Here is a 15,816-nt window from a genome sequence, read left to right on the forward strand (position 1 = left end):
TTATTTCTGTAATTGCTTTAATATTTTTTCTACTGTCTTATAATCGTCAAAATCGAAACGCATACCATTAATATCTTGATACGTTTCGTGTCCTTTTCCTGCGATAAGGATAATATCTCCAGAATTAGCCAATTGGCAGGCGGTTTTAATAGCTTGTTCTCTATCGGTAATCGATAGGGTTTTCTTAAAATTCTGTGGCTCGACTCCGTTTTCTATGTCTTTAATAATAGCTTCCGGCACCTCACTTCTTGGGTTATCACTTGTAAACACCACTTTTGTGCTTAAGGCCGAAGCAATATGCCCCATTTTAGGTCTTTTGGTGGCATCGCGATCACCACCACAGCCAACAACCGTAATGAGTTCCTCGTTTTTTGTACGGATACTATTTATGGTTTCCAATACATTTTTTAAGGCATCAGGCGTGTGTGCATAATCTACAATAGCAGTTATTTTATTATCTGAAATGAAATACTGAAACCGTCCACTTACACTTTTCAACTCACTAATTAACCGCAGCACTTCTACTTTTTCAAGTCCTAGTAATTCTGCAGTAGCGAAAATCGCCAGTACATTATAAGCGTTAAAATCACCTACCAATCGTGTCCAAACCTCACTTCCATCAATTTTAAGAAGCAATCCGTTAAAGGAATTCTCTAAAATTTGCGCCGTGTAATCCGCGTAACTTTTAAGAGCATACGTGTATTTCTTAGCCGCTGTATTTTGAAGCATAACCGCTCCATTTTTATCATCGGTATTTACTAAAGCAAACGCTTGCTTCGGCAACTGATCGAAAAAACGTTTTTTAACATCGCGATACGCTGCAAACGTGTCGTGATAATCTAAATGATCGTGCGACAGGTTAGTAAAAACACCACCTTCAAACTGCAATCCTTCTGTTCTATTTTGATGAATACCGTGCGAACTCACTTCCATAAAGCAAAACGCAACCCCTTCATTATTCATTTCTTTTAAATACCTGTTAATCGATAAAGAATCAGGTGTTGTGTGTGTTGCTTTAAAATCTTTGTTATCCACTTTTACGACTACCGTAGACAACAATCCTACTTTATACCCCGCCTTTTTAAACAATTGGTATAATAAAGTCGCTATCGTGGTTTTTCCGTTAGTCCCCGTTACACCAACTAATTTTAAGTTTTGCGACGGATTGCCGTAAAAATTAGAAGCCATAATAGCCAAAGCCCTACTCGAACTCGCCACCTCAATATAGGTTACCGCCGTTTCAATTTGTTCTGGCAACACCTCGCAAACCACAACGATTGCTCCTTTTTCAATCGCACTTTTTATATATGTATGCCCGTTGGTCGTGCTTCCTTTTATAGCGACAAATACATCATTCTCAACAATCTTCTGAGAATTAAAATGGATGGCCTCTACAGAAACCTCCGTACTTCCCACAACCGATTGGATTGCAACCTTAAATAATATGTCTTTTAATAATTTCACTATACTTCTAAAACTATGATTTGATTTTTCTTTACTTTTTGTCCCTTCGGAATCGATTGCGTTTTTACAACACCTACGCCTTCCATTTTTACTTTTAGCCCTAAATTCTCACAAAGCGCCAGAGCATCCATAATTGGTAATCCAATAACATTTGGCATTATGGTTTTATAGGTATTTGCCACTTTATAATAATTCTGAAACTCATCGTCGACGGAAGCATTAACTACTTCCAGAGTTTCTATTTCGTCTATAATTGGTGTATCGGTAAAAATTTTTCTTGCAATTTTTTTAAAAACTGGCCCCGAAACATCGGCACCGTAATACCCTTTTTTAGTACTTGGTTTGTGTATTACCACAATGCATGAATACTTAGGATTGTCAGCAGGGAAATAACCAGCAAAAGACGATACGTATCTTGGATTTTCTTTCCAGTCTTTCATCCAGTACTCTGTTTGAGCGGTCCCCGTTTTTCCAGCCATCGAGAAATGTTTAGAATATAAATTTCTACCCGTTCCGTTTTTAACTGCCTTTTTAAGCATCGCTTGCATAGCACCTAAAGTAGCATCAGAGCAAATTTTTTCGCGACGCACTTCTTTTTCAAATACTTTTATTTCTTTATCTAATTCTTTTACCTCTTTAATAAAATGTGGTTTTACCATTTCACCATCATTTGCAATGGCATTGTAAAACGTTAGCATTTGCAGTGGTGTCAACCTTAAGTTATAACCGTAAGCCATAGACGGTAATGCGTTACGACTCCATTCTTTATCACCAGGTTCGTAAATTACTGGCGCGCCTTCACCATTTATAGCGACATCCAATTTTGTATTTAATCCCCAATCTTTAAGATGGTTAATAAATTGCATCGGGTTTTCTGCATAGGCATCGTCTAAAATCGATGCGATTGCTATGTTTGAAGACACCTCGAACGCACGCCCTACCGATATTTTACCATAACCTCCGTGACGCGAATCTCGCACACGTTTACCATAAAATGTTTTAACACCGTTTCCAGTATCTATAACGGTAGAAGTATCTACTACTTTATCTTCTAAAGCCGCCATATATGACGCCACCTTAAAAGTGGACCCCGGCTCATGAGACTCCCAAACCGCATAATTTCTTTTTTCGTAATACTTTCCCGATCGACTTTTAGCTAAATTAGAAATCGCTCTAATTTCTCCTGTTTTCACTTCCATCACCACCACACAACCGTGCTCCGCTTTGTATAATTCTAACTGTTCTAAAAGTGCGTGATGCGCAACATCTTGCACGTTAACATCGATAGTCGTATAAACATCGTACCCATCTTTTGGCTCGACTTGATTATAATCGACAATTGGTTTCCATCGTCCTTTTCCTATGTTTTGTTTTAATCTGTGCCCGTCTACTCCGCGTAAATATAATTCACCAAAAGCCCCGTCTATTCCTGCACGCGTAATATTACCGTCATCGTCCTTGCGCTCATAACCGATAGTCCGCATCGAGATTTCACCCATTGGATGTTCTCTTTTTGTATTTTGCTCAACGATTAATCCGCCTTTATAAGCGCCAAGATTTAACATCGGGAAGTTTCGCAATCTTATATAGTCTGCATATCCAATATCTCGCGCTAGTAAATAATATCTATTTTTATTCGCTCGGGCTTTTTTAATTTCTTTTTGGTAGTAGCTAGAATTTCGACCAGTGTAAGCAGACAACGAGTCGCTTAAGGGTTTTAAATATTTCTGAAAAGTTTTAGTTGAAGGCGTTATCGCATCAATACGAATGTCGTACTTAGGAATAGAAGTCGCTAATAAGTTTCCTTTTACCGAATACACATTACCTCTATTAGCAGGAATAATAACATCTTTAACCGTTCGTTCTTCTGCTAACGCTCGGTATTTATCACCGACAACAAACTGAATAGTAAGCAATTTAAAAACCACAGCAAGCCCAAAGATGAACATACATCCAGCTATAAAATACAATCGGTTTAATATGTTCTTTTCGTTTACTGCCACGACTGAACTTTAGATTTGTGGTTTTACTTTTATTTTTTGAGGCGGTACCTCGGAGGTTTTTAACCCTTTTTCTCGCATTTTAATCTCAATAGACGATTCTTTTTTCAATTCCATTAAGCGCCCTCTTCCATCTATAAATGCCGATCGCAACTCTTTAGCTTCATTTTTTAGTCGTGCTATTTTGTATACTTTTTTATCGGCACTGTGCGAACTGGCAATCATTACAATGGCTAACACCGAAATAAACAGAATCATTTTCCAGTTTTTAAAAGAGTCGTCGCTGACTAGGAACCGTCCTCTTAATACACTATGAATACTTTTTCTCATTACAGATAATTCGTCTTATTCAGTTTTTCTATTCACATCTATTATTTTACTAAGACTTAAATTTCTCAGCAATTCGAAGCTTAGCACTACGTGATCTGCTGTTCCTTTTCACTTCTTCTTTTGAAGGCACAATTAAACCCCCTACTTTTTTTAGAGGCACTTCGTAATTTCCAAACATATCGCGTTCTGGCTCACCTTCAAACATTCCGTTTTTTATGAATCGTTTTACCAACCTGTCCTCCAATGAGTGATACGATATAAAACATAAGCGTCCGTTAGGTTTTAAAATACCTGGCGTTTGCATTAAGAATTCTTTTAAAGCTTCAATTTCTTGATTCACCTCAATTCTAATGGCTTGATATATTTGTGCTAACACCTTATTCTCGTGTCGTGGTGGTAAAAACTTTTTTAACACCTCTTTTAATTGCTCACTAGTTTTAATAGGCTGCTCTTCTCTGTGCTCAACAATTAAACTTGCCATTGCTGGAGCTGCTCGTAATTCGCCATATTGCGCTAAAACTCTACGCAAATCTTCTTCTTGATAATCATTAACCACATGATACGCAGACAACTCACTTTTCTGATTCATTCGCATATCTAGATCCGCGTCAAAACGTGTTGAAAATCCGCGTTCTGCGACATCAAACTGATGTGAAGACACACCGAAATCGGCTAAAACTCCATCGACCTCTTTCGCTCCATAAAACCTTAAAAACCGTTTTACGAATCTAAAATTCTCATGAATAAGCGTAAACCTTGGGTCGTCTATTTTATTCTCCAGCGCATCGGCATCCTGATCGAAAGCAAACAATTTTCCGTTAGGCCCTAAGCGTCTTAATATTTCTTTACTGTGGCCACCACCACCAAAAGTAACATCGACATAAACACCATCTTCCTTGATATTTAAGCCGTCGACGGTTTCTTTTAATAATACTGGATTATGATATTCCATCTGTCTCATCGTCTTGTCCCATAACGTCTTCAGCTAAATCTGCAAAATCTAAAGCAGCATCGTCTATGGCTTGTTCATATTTATCTTTGTCCCATATTTCAACAATATTAATTGCTGAAGAGACTACAATGTTTTTCGATATTCCTGCGAAACCTATAAGATCTTTCGGTATTAATAATCTTCCGTTAGTATCTACCTCTACAATTTTCACACCCGCAGTAAAACGTCGAATAAAATCGTTATTCTTTTTTTTAAATCGATTTAAACCATTCATTTTTTGCATTAATAGCTCCCATTCTGCCATAGGATACAACTCTAAACACGCCTGAAAAACGCTACGTTTTAATACAAACCCATTTTGCAACACCGGAGACAACTGCTTTTTAAGCGCAGAAGGAAGCATAACACGTCCTTTTGTGTCTGCTTTACATTCGTATGTTCCTATTAATGAGTTCAAAGCGTTTTAAAAAATGAAATTGGTTTACAATTCAAATATATTGAAAAATATACCACTTTTTACCACAATTTACCACTTTGTTAATAAGTAATTGTTGAAAACCACATTTTAAACACCGTAATATAGAGACACATACGGTTCAGTAACTGTTTTTCAACTCTTTAAAAATGATTAAAACGAGACTTAAAGTTTTGTTAACATCTGTTTTTAAAAGCTTTACTTAACAATCGCAATATTATATTATTTTTTTTGATTGAAATAACTATATTTGCTTTAACAGATTTGATGACACTTAATGACTCATACTATAAAAGAAGAAGGAAAATATACTTATATCGAAGCAGGTAAAGGGACTCCATTAATTGTGCTACACGGGCTTATGGGAGGCTTAAGTAACTTTACAGGAGTACTTAATCACTTCAGCAAAAAAGGCTATCAGGTTATTATTCCTGAGTTACCTATTTACAGTAGAACACTATTAAAAACCAACGTTAAATCCTTCGCAAAGTTTGTTCACGAATTTATCGAGTACAAAGGTTTTGATGAGGTTATTTTATTGGGAAATTCTTTAGGTGGACACATCGGTTTATACCATACTAAATTGCATCCTGAACATGTAAAAGCACTAATTATTACAGGTAGTTCGGGTTTGTACGAAAGCGCAATGGGCGGTGGGTACACCAAACGTAGCGATTACGAAGTCATGAAGAAAAAGGCACAGGAAGTCTTTTACGATCCTGCCGTTGCCACTAAAGAAATTGTTGATGAGGTTTACGAAACTGTTAACGACCGTAATAAACTAATTAAAACGTTAGCAATTGCGAAGAGTGCTATTAGGCATAATATGGCTAAAGATTTACCAAAAATGACGACACCAACGTGCATTATTTGGGGAAAAAATGACACCGTAACACCTCCAAATGTTGGCGTTGAATTTAATGAGTTATTACCAGACTCCGATTTATTTTGGATTGATAAATGTGGCCATGCTGCTATGATGGAACATCCTGAAGAATTCAATACCATTCTTGACGAGTGGTTACAAAAAAGAGGCTTTTAATTATACCTACTCCGTTTTTACTTTAAACCCGATTATCACTGAAAGTCTTTTAAAACATAAGATTTCTACAAAAATTAAATACAATGAAAATTAAATCTGCAGAATTTGTAATGAGTAATTCTGACGTGGCTAAATGCCCTAAGAATTTAATGCCAGAATACGCATTTATAGGCAGAAGTAACGTTGGAAAATCTTCGCTTATTAATATGCTTACCCACAGAAAAAGTTTAGCAAAAACTTCGGGAAGACCAGGGAAAACGCAATTAATAAATCATTTTTTAATTAATAACGAATGGTTTCTCGTTGATTTACCAGGGTACGGTTACGCCAAAGTATCAAAAACAACCAAGAAAGTATTTCAGAAATTTATTACGCAGTATTTTGATCTTCGTGAGCAGTTAGTGTGTGCTTTTGTTTTAGTAGATATTAGACACGATCCGCAGCCTATCGATTTAGAGTTTATGCAATATCTCGGAGAGAAAGCAGTGCCGTTTTGTATCATTTTTACAAAAGCCGATAAATTAAAACCCAATGCGGCAGACCGGCACGTGGAGGCTTACCGAAAAGTGATGCTAGAAACCTGGGAAGAGATGCCCAAACATTTTGTTACATCAGCCTCTAAAGATATTGGAAAAGAAGACGTTTTAGAATACATCGATAGCCTAAACCAAAACATGGTGACGTCACCAAAATAAGCTATTGATTTCTTTAATTTTTAACATCTAAGGCATCGCGTAAGGCATTACCAATTAACATAAATGCCATTACCAAAAACATAATACATAGTCCTGGAATAATTGCCAAATACGGTTTCCCTAGAATAATATAATTATAATGATCTTTAATCATAGCACCCCAACTTGCCATTGGTGGCTGCGCCCCTATTCCTAAAAAGCTTAAACCACTTTCTACCAATATTGCCGCCGCAAAATTAGCGGCACAGATAACAATTACTGGCGCCATTATATTAGGCAATATATGCTTTGTAATTATTCTATAATTATTAAACCCTAAAGCTTTTGCCGCCGTAACATACTGGTTTTCCTTAACGCTTATAATTTGACCACGTACCACACGAGCCACTTCTACCCACATTGTTAGCCCTACCGCTATAAATACTTGCCAAAACCCTTTCCCTAAGGCTAAAGTGATTGCAATCACTAACAGTAATGTAGGAATAGACCATGTCACATTAATAACCCACATGATAAGGGCATCCACTCTACCGCCAAAGTAACCGGCAATACTACCCATAAACACACCAATAACTAATGAAATAAAGACCGCTACAAAGCCTATAAAAAAGGAAATTCTAGCGCCAACTAATATGCGACTTAATAAATCGCGACCGTATTTATCTGTTCCCAATAAAAAGCGTTGTTCTCGAATTAAAGAATCTGGAGCAATAGCCAAATCAACGGTAACCTCTTTTTCTAGTCCTATTAACCCATCGGTAGCAAACTCTGTGTAATATATTGTGTTTCGTGAAATATTATAATCTGAAACAGGAATCTCTGTCGTTGTATTTATTTTCCCAAAAAACAGGGTGTCAAAAAAACTTTGACCGTGTTCCAATTGAGATGGCAACACCAGCATCGTTACCGAAAACCTAGGCGATTTCGAAGCTATAGATACGTGCATTTGGTTTGCATTTTGAGAATTATCTGGTGCAAACGCATACGCAAACACCGCTATAATGCCAATTCCTATAATAAAACACAAACTAAAAACGCCCCAAAAGTTCTTTTTAAACTTTTGGAGCGCTAATTGACTCAATGAGTGCGATGGTATACTCATTTTTAGATTACTCTTTTATATTGGCTACTTTATTAATTTCGTAGGACATTTTAAGATCATTAAGCACATTCAGCGCTTCTTCTACATAAACATCCTTACTTAAATTAGTGTGCCAGCGGTCTCTTTTCTCTTTTAAAATAGTGTCTTTAGAAAACAACTTCGTTTCGTAAGGCAACGACCCAAAAGTTAAGTTCGTTTCGTATTTTGAAATAGCATCAAATTCTTTTGATACTTTTTCGTTACTTTTTAATTCCATCTTATAGTCGTCATAATTTAAAGAGAAGTTATTTTTATCCATTTGTGTTTTAATCCACTGTGCATTCTCCTCGATAAGCTTTAACTGATTATTATTTGCCATTCTAATCTTACTATTCGAAATTGTCGCGTCATAATCGTAATAACCATTCCACTTGTCGAAGTTTACAGCACTAATCTTATCCCAAGCTAATGGGTGGTCTTGATCGCGTTCTCCAATATCCACATAACTGTAGCGGTCTGGAATAACCACATCACTCCTAACGCCTTCTAGTTGCGTAGACCCTCCATTTACACGATAGAATTTTTGACGTGTAATTTTGATAGCACCAAGATCACCGTGTGAATTTTGTCTCACCATTCGGTTTAAATCTATAATATTTTGAACCGTGCCCTTACCATAGGTTTGTTTACTCCCTATAATAATTGCGCGTTTATAATCTTGCATTGCAGCTGCTAAAATCTCAGATGCCGATGCCGACAACTCGTTTACCATAATTACTAATGGACCATCCCAGACAATAGCCTGATCTGTATCTTCTAACACCTCTTTTGGTGCGTTTGTAGATTTAACTTGCACTATTGGTCCGTCTTTTATAAATAAACCAGCAATATCTACAACAGTTTTAAGCGATCCCCCTCCATTGTTTCTTAAATCAAGAATAAGACCTTCAATATTTTCTTCCTTGAGTCTTTCAATTTCTTGCCTCACATCAGACGCCGCATTTCTTTCGCTATAATCTTCAAAATCTATATAAAATTTAGGCAAATTAATAATCCCGAATTTCTTATCGTCCTTAATAACTGTAGACGATTTTGCATACGTTTCTTCAAGCTCTATTAAATCTCGCGTTAACTCAACATCTTTAAACGTACCGTCGACCTTTTTCATTGTTAAAATTACTTGAGATCCTTTGGGGCCTTTTATTAATTTTATGGCATCGTCAATACGCATTCCAACAATACTCACGGATTCTCTCTCTCCTTTTTGACGTACTTTTACAATAAGATCTCCCACTTCAATTTCTTGACCTCTCCAAGCTGGTCCGCCAGAGATAAGCTCGACCACTTTTATATGATCCATTTTTTTCTGTAGTCGCGCTCCAATACCTTCTAATTTTCCAGACATTTGCTGGTCGAATCTATCTTTATCTTTCGGCGCAAAATAAGTTGTGTGTGGATCGAACCCTTCCACTATAGTATTAATATACATCGAGAACCAATCTTTACGTTGCATATCGTCGATAAAATCGGTGTAATAGGCATCCAAATTTTTCAACGTTTCTTCGCGTGCTTCTGCTTCAATTTTTTTAAGTGATTTTATTTCTTTCTTCTCTCCTTCAACAGAAACAATAGTGTCATTTTTTTGTGCCGTTACTAAATCGTCGTAGCCAGAAATCGTGCTAAATTTTAAAATTTGTCTCCAACGTTCATTCAACTCCTTTTTATTTTTAACGTAACCATGATTTTCATAATCGGTATTAAACACTTCACTCTCATTAAAATCGAAAGGCTTAGATAATACTTTTTTATAAACATCTTTGGATTCTTGCATTCGTTGCACCAAACGCTCGTTGGTTAAATTAAAAAAGGCGATTTCATAATTTTTAAGCTCGTCATCTATTTCATTTTCAAATTTTGAAAACTCATCAATATCTGACTGTAAGAAGAACCTTTTTAAAGGATCTATCCGGTTTAGGTACGTTTTATAAACATCTTGCGAAAAATTATCATTCAATTCTTTAGGCTGAAAATGCAACTGCTCTAAAGCTAGAGTTACAATTTGAATTAACAGTTTATCTTTATCTGGATCGTTATCTACTTTCGCTGTAAAGCTACAAGAGCCAAAGGCCAATAGCAATACGAGCATTAAAATATTATATCTACTTTTCATATTGAGCTCTCTTTATTTTGCGCGTTCAAATAATAATCTAATTACCTGTCTAATATTAAAAACGCTTATTTTTTTCACAGTAAGGGATTGATTCCACTAAAGTAAAGAAAAAACTGTGCCAACAATTTCATTTGACACTAATTTTTTGTTAAAGCCCTCAAATTACTAATTTCCTTGAGAATTTATGTATTTTAGCCTACAAAAACGACTATACTATGGCCGATAGACCCCTCATTTTAGTCACAAATGATGATGGCATAACTGCACCTGGCGTTATTGCTTTGGTGAATATAATGAAAACACTGGGAGACGTAGTTGTGGTTGCACCCGATAGTCCGCAAAGCGGTATGGGACACGCCATAACTTTGAACTCCACGTTACATCTTGAAAAAATTAAAGTTAAAGCGGAAGATTATGAAGCGTATAGTTGCTCTGGTACGCCGGCCGATTGTGTGAAAATCGCGGTTAATGAAATTTTACCCCGAAGACCCGATTTATGTGTTTCGGGTATTAATCACGGGTCGAACTCTTCAATTAACGTTATTTATTCGGGCACTATGAGTGCTGCCATTGAGGCTGGAATTGAAGGGATTCCTGCTATTGGTTTTTCGTTACTTGACCACAGTTGGAATGCTAATTTTAAAGCTTCGAAACATTATATTAAAGCGATTGCTAAAAATGTGCTCGACTATGGCTTAACAGAAGGTGTTGTGCTTAATGTAAACATTCCTAAAATTGATAAAAAAGAGATTAAAGGCGTAAAAATATGCCGCCAAGCGAAAGCGAATTGGAAAGAGGAATTTGACAAAAGACAAACGCCGCAAGGCAAAGATTATTATTGGCTAACCGGAACGTTTGTTAATTATGATAAAGGTGAAGATACCGATGAATGGGCCTTAAAAAACAATTATATTTCTTTGGTCCCAGTTCATTTTGATTTGACTGCGCACCATAGCATTCAAAAATTAAATACGTGGAGTTTTAATGAATAAAAAAGAAATTTTATTAGGTTTTGTAATAGGACTAGTAACCACCACTATTGGCGTGATTATTTATACCATTTTTATAGGTATGCAAGTGGGACTCAACAGTGATCAAATTATAGATAAAATAACATCGACCACCGTTTTAGGCAAACGTGCAAGTATTGGTGTTTTATTAAATTTACCCGTTTTCTATTTATTCTTAAATAGAAAAAAAGAAGATATTGCAAAAGGTGTTTTAGCTGCTATTGTTGTTGTGGCTTTAATTTTTATTTTAAATAAATTTTAAGATTTATAGAATGAAATACTACATTATTTCTGGTGAAGCATCTGGCGATTTACACGGCGCCAACCTTATGAAGGCGCTATTAGTTCAAGATGTAAATGCCGAATTTAGGTTTTGGGGAGGCGATCTTATGCAAAAGGTAGGTGGCACGCTCGTAAAGCATTACAAAGAATTGGCGTTTATGGGTTTTGTAGAAGTTTTACAAAACTTAAGAACGATTACTAGAAACTTATCATATTGTAAAAAGGATATCGCAGCTTACGCTCCCGATGTTATTATTTACATCGATTACCCTGGTTTTAATTTACGAATTGCAAAATGGGCGCGACAAGAAGGTTTCAAAAATCATTACTATATCTCACCGCAAATCTGGGCGTGGAAAGAAAACAGAATAAAATCTATAAAACGCGATATCGATGCGATGTACGTTATCCTTCCGTTTGAAAAAGAATTTTATGAGAAAAAACATCAGTTTCCGGTGCATTTTGTTGGGCACCCGCTAATTGACGAAATTTCAGATAGACTTCAAGTTACCGAATACCAATTCAGAACCGATAATGGACTGAGCGATAAACCAATTATAGCTTTACTACCCGGAAGTCGCAAGCAAGAAATAACAAAAATGTTGTCTGTAATGCTAAGTGTAGTAGACCATTATAAGAAGTATCAATTTGTAATTGCTGGTGCTCCCGGACAAGATTATGCCTTCTACTCGCAATTCATTAAGAAATCTAACGTTCACTTTCTATCTAACAAAACGTACGATTTATTAAGCGTTTCCAATGCGGCGTTAGTGACCTCTGGCACAGCAACTTTAGAAACTGCTTTGTTTAAAGTCCCGCAAGTGGTAGCTTATAAAGGAAGCTGGATATCGTACCAAATTGGTAAGCGCGTAGTTAATTTGAAATATATTTCGCTGGTGAATCTAATATTGGACAAAGAAGCCGTTACCGAATTGATCCAAGGAGATTTTAACACGATGCGTTTAAGAAAAGAACTGGATCTTATTTTAGACACTAAAGAACGTGCTAAGTTTTTTATGAATTATTACGAATTAGAAAAAAAATTAGGCGGCAAAGGTGCTAGTGAAGCTACGGCCCATTTAATTTTCAACTCAATAAACACTCTGAAATAATGCGAAAAATCATTTTAATTTTATGTTTACTCGTATCTATTTCTGCTTGTAAATCGACAAATACCGGCAAAGTAGTGACTAAAAAGTCTAGAACGACTAAAACTGCTGACCGTAATCCTCGTGCTGAAAAAGAAATAAATGAGGTTACTGAAGCCATTGTGAAAAATGCTAAAAGGTATAAAGGCACGCGTTACAAGTACGGTGGAACGACAAAAAGAGGAATGGATTGTTCTGGACTTATTTACACCGCATTTAAAGAAGAAGACATTGCGATGCCAAGAACAACGGGTACTTTATCGACGCACGGAAATTGGGTAGATTTAAAAAAAGTTCAAGAAGGCGATCTTTTATTTTTTGCAACTTCTAAAAATAGTCGAACAGTAAACCACGTAGGAATTGTTACCACGTCTCGGTTAGGTAAAGTAGAATTTATTCACTCCTCTTCAAGTCGCGGTGTAATGATTTCTGATCTCGCTGAAAAATATTGGTATTTTGCTTTTGTACAAGCGCGTCGCGTATTGTAATAAATTTGCTATATTTAGGAGTGAGACTCCTGAATTTCAATATCATAAAGCTAACATTATATTTCATAATTGGAATAGTGTTGGCTTTTTATTATTTTATTCCTAACGCATTATCCCTATTTTTTGCTAGCAGCTCTATTGTTCTGTTAGGTATCGTTCACTTTATAGAACGTAAGAGACATAAAAAGTCGTTTACCTTCGGGTTAATCGTTTGTTTAACGACGATCTCTTTCGGTAGTTTATTCACCAATTTACATAATGAAAAGCGTCACGACACTCATTACTTAAAACTCGCTACTACAGAACAACCAATTACTTTTAGAATTAAAAGTCTGTTAAAACCCTCTCTTTACAGTGAAAAATATATTATAGATATTTTAAACATTGGCGATCGCACTGCTTATGGAAAAGCGTTGTTGAATGTTGCCAAAAGTGATAGCACTTCCCGTTTGGATGTAGACAACATTTACACTACCAAAACGGCATTAAACCCCATACAAAATCCGTTAAACCCGAATCAATTTGATTATAAAGCTTATTTAGAGAAGCAATATATTTACAAACAACTCTCCACGACGACACCGCAATTATTCTTGATCAGCACTGAAAAACACACCATATACGGTTATGCTGATGCCATTAGAAAACATATTAACAGTTCACTTAATACCTATCATTTTTCAGCAGATGAATTATCTATTATTAACGCGTTAATTTTAGGTCAGCGGCAAGATATTAGTAAAGACATCACCACACATTATATAAATGCCGGAGCGATTCATATTCTTGCGGTTTCTGGACTTCACGTTGGTCTAATATTATACCTCCTCACTTTCCTGTTTAAACCCCTACATCGCTTTAAAAACGGCAAATTGATCGCGGGTATAATTATCATTATACTTTTATGGTGTTTTGCTATTATCGCAGGACTCTCCAGTTCGGTTACACGCGCAGTGACGATGTTTAGCATCGTCGCTTTTGCGATGCATTCAAAACGGCCTACAAATATTTATAACACTTTAGCATTCTCGATACTAATCTTGGTTCTATGTAAACCTTTAATCCTCTTCGACGTCGGTTTCCAATTGAGTTATTTGGCAGTAATCGCTATTGTGAGTATCCAACCGTTGTTGGCTAATTTATGGACGCCTAAATATTATATCCCTAAAAAATTATGGGATGTTTTTACAGTAACCCTTGCTGCACAGTTTGGGGTCCTGCCCATAAGTTTGTTTTACTTTCATCAAATTCCTGGTTTATTTTTTATTGCTAACCTCCTTATCATTCCGTTTTTAGGTGTAATTCTAGGTTTGGGTATTCTGGTTATCGCTTTAGCTTCAGTGGCACTGTTACCCCAATTTCTAGCGGATTTTTATGGTGGCATTATTGGTTTAATGAATACCTTAATGGCTTGGATATCTCAGCACGACGCCTTTTTATTAAAAGGAATTTCTTTCAGTTTACTTCAAGTTTTATCAGGGTATCTAATTATTGTATTTTTAATCGGCTATTTTAAAAATAGCACTTATAAATGGTTGCGATTAACGTTCATTTCTATTGTCGTCTTCTATGGTGTTTTAATCTATTCCGAATTTGAATCTTCAGACTCTAGTTTTACTGTTTTTCATAAATCACGATATACTATACTTGGCAAAAAAGAGAATAAAGCGTTGAACATTGCTTCAAATTTAGACAGTATCGATCACTTTAGAAGTTTAGAATCTTATGTGACGGAACAGCGTATTGGTTCAACTCGTTTCGACACTTTACAATCGCTTTATCGTTATAATGATCGCTATGTTTTACTCATTGATAGTTTAGGCGTGTACAACTTAACAAATTTAAATCCGGACTATATTATTTTAATAAATTCTCCGAAAATAAATTTAAACCGACTTTTAAAGACGCTACAACCCAAAGCCATTATTGCAGATGGGAGTAATTACAAGTCTTATGTTGCCCGCTGGAAAACCACTTGCTTAAAAACAAGAATCCCTTTTCATAGTACTTACGAAAAGGGTGCTTTTATAATGGAATACTAAAAGTCTAGTTTGTAAACTCGGGCTTAAACGCTTTAAAATAAACATTAAAAGCATCTTGAGATGACATTTCCGTATGCTTATTATTCTTAAACATTTTAAGATAAAGTTCTAAATCTTGAGGCGTTTTGTAGCCAATAATTGGCGCCAGAAAATCGGCCTTTTCATCTAAAAACAATATGGTCGGGTACGACCGAACTTTAAAATAACTCGCTAACTGGTGTGCAGAATTTCGCGATTTTGCGCGCGCAGGGTTGTAATTAGGGTTCGTAAATGTTTTTCCTTTAAAAGGGACAACATCGTTACCCTCGGCATTAAATTTTACAGCGTAATAATGTCTATTTACATACTCTATAACATCAGGGTTAGAGAAGGTATTACGATCTAACATTTTACAAGGACCGCACCACGCTGTGTACATGTCCATTATAATTTTTTTGGGTGTTTTCTGTTGCAGCTCCACTGCTTTATCTAAAGTTACCCAGTTTATCTCTTGGGCAGAAACAACTATGGTTGTTAAAAGTGCAACCGCTAAAAGTAGTATGTGTTTTTTCATAATTCTATCTCTTCAAAAGGTATTCCAAAGTTACAAAAAAATAAAAACGCCTCAAACGAGACGTTTTTATTGTATTATTTACTG

15 protein-coding genes are annotated in these 15,816 nt (G+C 36.0%); 7 read left to right on the plus strand and 8 right to left on the minus strand.

Annotated features, from left to right (window positions below; genetic code table 11):
* The 5 genes from ES676_RS02380 to mraZ all read right to left on the minus strand — a co-directional run bounded on the left by ES676_RS02380 (position 1) and on the right by mraZ (position 5,203).
* A complete protein-coding gene (locus ES676_RS02380; protein WP_148368436.1) occupies positions 1-1,464 on the minus strand; it encodes a UDP-N-acetylmuramoyl-L-alanyl-D-glutamate--2,6-diaminopimelate ligase in 1,464 nt (487 codons plus the stop codon).
* Positions 1,464-3,413 carry a penicillin-binding protein gene (locus tag ES676_RS02385; protein ID WP_148368548.1) on the minus strand — a complete coding sequence of 650 codons (1,950 nt, stop codon included), beginning with the start codon at positions 3,411-3,413 and terminating at the stop codon, positions 1,464-1,466. Before ES676_RS02385 ends, ES676_RS02380 begins: the two co-directional genes overlap by 1 nt.
* A 63-nt stretch (positions 3,414-3,476) precedes the next feature.
* Positions 3,477-3,794: an FtsL-like putative cell division protein gene (locus ES676_RS02390; RefSeq protein ID WP_148368437.1), complete on the minus strand. Its 318-nt coding sequence runs from the start codon at positions 3,792-3,794 to the stop codon at positions 3,477-3,479.
* A gap of 49 nt (positions 3,795-3,843) precedes the next feature.
* Positions 3,844-4,746 carry a 16S rRNA (cytosine(1402)-N(4))-methyltransferase RsmH gene (rsmH, locus tag ES676_RS02395; protein WP_148368438.1) on the minus strand — a complete coding sequence of 301 codons (903 nt, stop codon included), beginning with the start codon at positions 4,744-4,746 and terminating at the stop codon, positions 3,844-3,846.
* Complete coding sequence (gene mraZ, locus ES676_RS02400; RefSeq protein WP_148368439.1) at positions 4,733-5,203, minus strand: division/cell wall cluster transcriptional repressor MraZ; 471 nt, start codon at positions 5,201-5,203, stop codon at positions 4,733-4,735. The genes rsmH and mraZ overlap by 14 nt, the downstream gene beginning before the upstream one ends.
* Positions 5,204-5,498: 295 nt before the next feature.
* On the opposite strand from mraZ, the gene ES676_RS02405 reads away from it, so the two are divergent.
* Entirely contained in the window at positions 5,499-6,263 is a 765-nt protein-coding gene (locus ES676_RS02405; RefSeq protein ID WP_148368440.1) for an alpha/beta fold hydrolase, read from the plus strand.
* 83 nt (positions 6,264-6,346) lie between these two features.
* A complete protein-coding gene (gene yihA, locus ES676_RS02410) occupies positions 6,347-6,958 on the plus strand; it encodes a ribosome biogenesis GTP-binding protein YihA/YsxC (RefSeq protein ID WP_148368441.1) in 612 nt (203 codons plus the stop codon).
* A gap of 13 nt (positions 6,959-6,971) precedes the next feature.
* Here yihA and ES676_RS02415 read toward each other — a convergent pair whose 3' ends face one another.
* Positions 6,972-8,060 (minus strand): ABC transporter permease, encoded by a 1,089-nt coding sequence (locus tag ES676_RS02415; RefSeq protein WP_148368442.1) that lies wholly within the window; start codon positions 8,058-8,060, stop codon positions 6,972-6,974.
* Positions 8,061-8,067: 7 nt separating this feature from the next.
* On the minus strand, positions 8,068-10,209 hold the full coding sequence (locus ES676_RS02420) for a carboxy terminal-processing peptidase (protein ID WP_148368443.1): 2,142 nt from the start codon (positions 10,207-10,209) through the stop codon (positions 8,068-8,070).
* Positions 10,210-10,424: 215 nt separating this feature from the next.
* Here ES676_RS02420 and surE point away from each other — a divergent pair, with 215 nt between their 5' ends.
* From surE to ES676_RS02445, 5 genes are all read left to right on the plus strand, one after another.
* The gene (surE, locus tag ES676_RS02425; RefSeq protein ID WP_148368444.1) at positions 10,425-11,201 is read left to right on the plus strand and encodes a 5'/3'-nucleotidase SurE; all 777 of its coding nucleotides are present in this window, start codon (positions 10,425-10,427) and stop codon (positions 11,199-11,201) included.
* A complete protein-coding gene (locus ES676_RS02430) occupies positions 11,194-11,481 on the plus strand; it encodes a hypothetical protein (RefSeq protein ID WP_148368445.1) in 288 nt (95 codons plus the stop codon). Before surE ends, ES676_RS02430 begins: the two co-directional genes overlap by 8 nt.
* 10 nt (positions 11,482-11,491) lie before the next feature.
* The gene (gene lpxB / locus ES676_RS02435; RefSeq protein ID WP_148368446.1) at positions 11,492-12,613 is read left to right on the plus strand and encodes a lipid-A-disaccharide synthase; all 1,122 of its coding nucleotides are present in this window, start codon (positions 11,492-11,494) and stop codon (positions 12,611-12,613) included.
* Entirely contained in the window at positions 12,613-13,137 is a 525-nt protein-coding gene (locus ES676_RS02440) for a C40 family peptidase (RefSeq protein ID WP_148368447.1), read from the plus strand. The genes lpxB and ES676_RS02440 overlap by 1 nt, the downstream gene beginning before the upstream one ends.
* A gap of 77 nt (positions 13,138-13,214) precedes the next feature.
* Positions 13,215-15,179, plus strand: a complete 1,965-nt coding sequence (locus tag ES676_RS02445) for a ComEC/Rec2 family competence protein (protein ID WP_246130277.1) — start codon at positions 13,215-13,217, stop codon at positions 15,177-15,179.
* Between the two features lie 4 nt (positions 15,180-15,183).
* On the opposite strand, the gene ES676_RS02450 is transcribed toward ES676_RS02445, so the two are convergent.
* A complete protein-coding gene (locus ES676_RS02450; protein ID WP_211357871.1) occupies positions 15,184-15,732 on the minus strand; it encodes a thioredoxin family protein in 549 nt (182 codons plus the stop codon).
* Positions 15,733-15,816: the final 84 nt, after the last annotated feature.

The sequence above is a fragment of the Bizionia saleffrena genome, assembly GCF_008086175.1.
Lineage (GTDB): Bacteria > Bacteroidota > Bacteroidia > Flavobacteriales > Flavobacteriaceae > Bizionia > Bizionia saleffrena.